Origin of the sequence: Corallococcus terminator (genome assembly GCF_003611635.1) — a bacterium.
Taxonomy (GTDB): domain Bacteria; phylum Myxococcota; class Myxococcia; order Myxococcales; family Myxococcaceae; genus Corallococcus; species Corallococcus terminator.
Window position 1 is genome coordinate 1 of sequence record NZ_RAVZ01000566.1, and the last position, 3,183, is coordinate 3,183.

The following is a 3,183-nucleotide window of genomic DNA, read 5'->3' on the forward strand; positions in this document are numbered from 1 at the left end:
GTTCTCCGGCGGGGTGGGGCTGGAGCTGGGGCGCGAGCTCTTCCTCTCCGCCGAGGCGCGCTACCAGAACTTCGCGGCGGACGGCGACCCCTTCTCCGGCGACCGGCAGACCCTGACGTCCCTGTTCCTGGGGATGGGGATGCGCCTGTAGCTGTAGCAGGTGGGGTGGGTCGCTACAGATTGGCAGCGACCTGTTGGAAGAAATTTTGACGTCCCTCTTGCGTCCCCTACAATCCTCGTCGGTTGCGGCCCAGACGCATCTGACATGCTCGGGTGTTCAGGCGTGCACAACGAAGGGAGCGGAGATGGAGCGCAAGGTCGGAAGTAGCACGTTGACCGCGAAAGAGGTCAAGGCGGCGCTGGAGAAGTCCACCACGCTGACGGCCGAGGAGGAGAAGGCCCTGCGCATGCGGCATGGCGCGGGTGCTGCCAGCCCGAGCGCGCCGTTGCCCCGTGCCGCGGGTGCCAACGCGGAGTTGGCCGACGAACTGCTCGTCATCGAGATGCAGCTCATGAAGGCGATGCGCGCGCGCACCGGACAGACGCGCACGGCGGCCACCGCCGCGAAGGCGCCCGCCGCGGTCCTCACGCGTGAGGCTCCGGCCAACGCGACGAAGGACAAGATCGTCCGCGCGCTGCGCACCAAGAAGAAGTAGGCGCGCGGCGGTAGTGCCACAGGGGGCGTGAAGCCCCTACTGGTTGAGGATGGCCACGAGGCGCGCTCCCGCCTCGGGCAACGCCAACGGCGTGCCCGATACCTCCGTGGCCAGTCCCTCCGCGTCCACGGCGCCGCCCCGCGCGAACTGCGCCTTGAGCCAGGTGAAGGCCGCGGGGTTGCGCCAGAAGTCCTCGTTGAACCGCTCCAGCAGGTGCGCGGTGAGCCGGGTCTCCAGGGCCCAGGCCCGCAGGTAGCGGGTGACGTAGAGCTGTGAATCCACGTCATGCAGGAAGAAGCCCGGGTGCGGCTGCGCGAAGAGGGCGCGGCGCTGGCCGTCGGCGTATTCGTCCGCGCGGTCGGCGGAGGCGCCCTTGGTGGACAGGGACAGCTCGTAGGACAGCTTCGCGCAGTGACGACGCAGCACGGCCAGGGCCTGGAAGGCGGCCAGCCGGATGACGTCCTTCACGGTGCCGGATGGCAGGTTCAGGTAGCGCTTGAGCCAGGGCGGGGACAGCAGCAGCCGCTCGAAGGTGGCCGCGTAGGCCTCCGTGACGGAGGCGTCGCCCAGTCGGCGCAGCTCCGTGGGCGCGTCCTCATCCACGTGGGCCAGGTGCCAGGCGTGGCCCAGTTCGTGGAGCAGGTCGCCCAGCGCGTCCATTCCGCTCCGGGGCTGGAGGACGAGCCGGATTTCGTCGGGCACGCGCACGGCGGCGACGAAGGGGCGGGAGGCCTTGCCCGGGCGGGCTTCGTCGTCCAGGCGGATGCGCCCGCCCGCGTCGGGGCGCAGACCCCAGTCGGACAGCCAGCGCATCACGGCGGGGACGGTGTCCTCGCGGCGGAAGTGCGCGTCCATCCACGGGGCGCGCAGGGCGGCCTGCACGTCGTGGCGCCGGGCCTCGCCGCCGGGCAGGGCCTGGAGGTTCGGCTCCAGCTTGCGCAGCACGTAGCCCAGCACGTCGCGGTAGGCGTCCTCGGTGCGCCGGAGGGTCTCCTCGGCGGCCTCGGCGAGCTTGCCCGCGTCGATGCCGGTGACGTCCTGGCGCAGGGCGGGGTAGTTCGCGAAGCCCAGCAGCTCCGCGGCCTGGAGGGCGGCGTCGCGCCGGTCGCCATAGGCGCCTCGGTGCTCCCACAGGAAGTTGCCGGCGCCGCTTTCCAGGAGGGCTCGGCGGGCGCGGTGCTGTTCGCGGGGAATCTGGGCCAGGGCCTGGGAGAGCGACAGCGTCTGGTCGTCGGCGGGGATGTGCGAAGTCGCTTCCGCCGCGATGACGGCGTCCCCGGCCCGGGCGGCGAGGGATTCCTCTACCTGGGTGGCGATGAGCTCCCGCACCAGCGTGATGCGGCGCACGGCCAGGGCGTCCTCCCGGAGGCGGGCCTTGGCGAGCGCCTCGTTGGCGGCGGCGAAGGTCTCCGGGGCGGACAGCTCCGGAAACGACGCGTGGAGGCTCGCGACAGGGAGGCCCGGGGCGAGCCCGGCGCCGTAGCGATATTGGAGGGTGGCCAGCTCGGCGAGGAAATCCTCGAGCCGCGACCGGACAGTATGCAGGGGACGGTCCATGGCGGCGCGGAAGGTAACAGGAAGCCCGCGTCACGGCAGGGACCGCGCGCATAGAGTGTCGCGCCATGTCCTCCGAGCCCGCTGCCTGCCCGCATGCCCTCCTCACGCCCGTGGTGGCAGGGGAGGGGACGCGATGACGCGCCGGGCGTTCCGGAGCGAGGGCGCGCACGTGGGCCGTGCGTTGGCGGCGGGAAGGGGCTTGCGATGAAGCGTCGGACGTTCCGGAGCGAAGGGGCGCACGTGGGTCGTGCGCTGGCGGACGCGGTGGCGGCGGAGCTGGGGCTGCCGGTGGCGGATGCTCGGCGCCTGGTGGAGGTGGGCGCGGTGTACGTGGCGGGTCGCCGGGCCCGGGATGGGGCCGCGCGGCTCCAGGCCGCCCAGGTGGTGACGGTGGTGCTGGAGGAGGCGGGTCAGAGTCCGCTGGAGGCCTCGGGGCCGCCAGCGCCCCTGCGCGTGCTGTTCGAGGACGAGGACGTGCTCGCGGTGGACAAGCCCGCGGGCCTGAACGCGCAGCCCACCGAGGGGCGCGTGGGCGCGAGCCTCGTGGATGTGGTGGGCGCGCACCTGGGACGGCCGGCGGGGCTGGTGCACCGGCTGGACCGGGAGACGTCCGGGGTGACGGTGTTCGGCAAGTCCGCGCAGGCGACGTCCGCGCTGGCGGAGGCGTTCCGGGAGGGCACCGCGCGCAAGCGCTACCTCGCGGCGACCGGGCCGGGGCTTCCAGAGGGCGGCACGGTGGACCTGCCCCTGTCGAAGGACCCGTCGCGTCCCGGGCGCTGGCGGGCGACCCGCTCGGCCAATGGGGTGCCCGCGTGGACGGACTACCGAAGGCTGTTCGCGAGCGAGGCGTTCTGCCTGGTGGAGCTGCTGCCCCGGACGGGCCGCACGCACCAGCTCCGGGCGCACCTGACGGCGCTGGGGACGCCCATCCTTGGGGATGCGCGCTATGGCGGGGCGGGAAGCGCGGGGG

The 3,183-nt window shown here is 73.0% G+C and carries 3 protein-coding genes; 2 read left to right on the forward strand and 1 reads right to left on the reverse strand.

Features of this window, described 5'->3' with window-relative positions; translation table 11 throughout:
* Positions 1–305: 305 nt before the first annotated feature.
* Positions 306–656, forward strand: coding sequence for a hypothetical protein (locus D7V88_RS40085; protein WP_120545770.1), 351 nt, complete (start codon positions 306–308; stop codon positions 654–656).
* A 36-nt stretch (positions 657–692) separates the two neighbouring features.
* Here the strand turns inward: D7V88_RS40085 and D7V88_RS40090 are convergent, their stop codons facing one another.
* Positions 693–2,213 carry a peptidase M3 gene (locus D7V88_RS40090; RefSeq protein WP_120545771.1) on the reverse strand — a complete coding sequence of 507 codons (1,521 nt, stop codon included), beginning with the start codon at positions 2,211–2,213 and terminating at the stop codon, positions 693–695.
* A gap of 204 nt (positions 2,214–2,417) precedes the next feature.
* Between D7V88_RS40090 and D7V88_RS40095 the strand changes: the two genes are divergently transcribed.
* Positions 2,418–3,183, forward strand: a 766-nt coding sequence (locus D7V88_RS40095) for an RluA family pseudouridine synthase (protein WP_147449095.1), incomplete at its 3' end; no start/stop codon positions are given.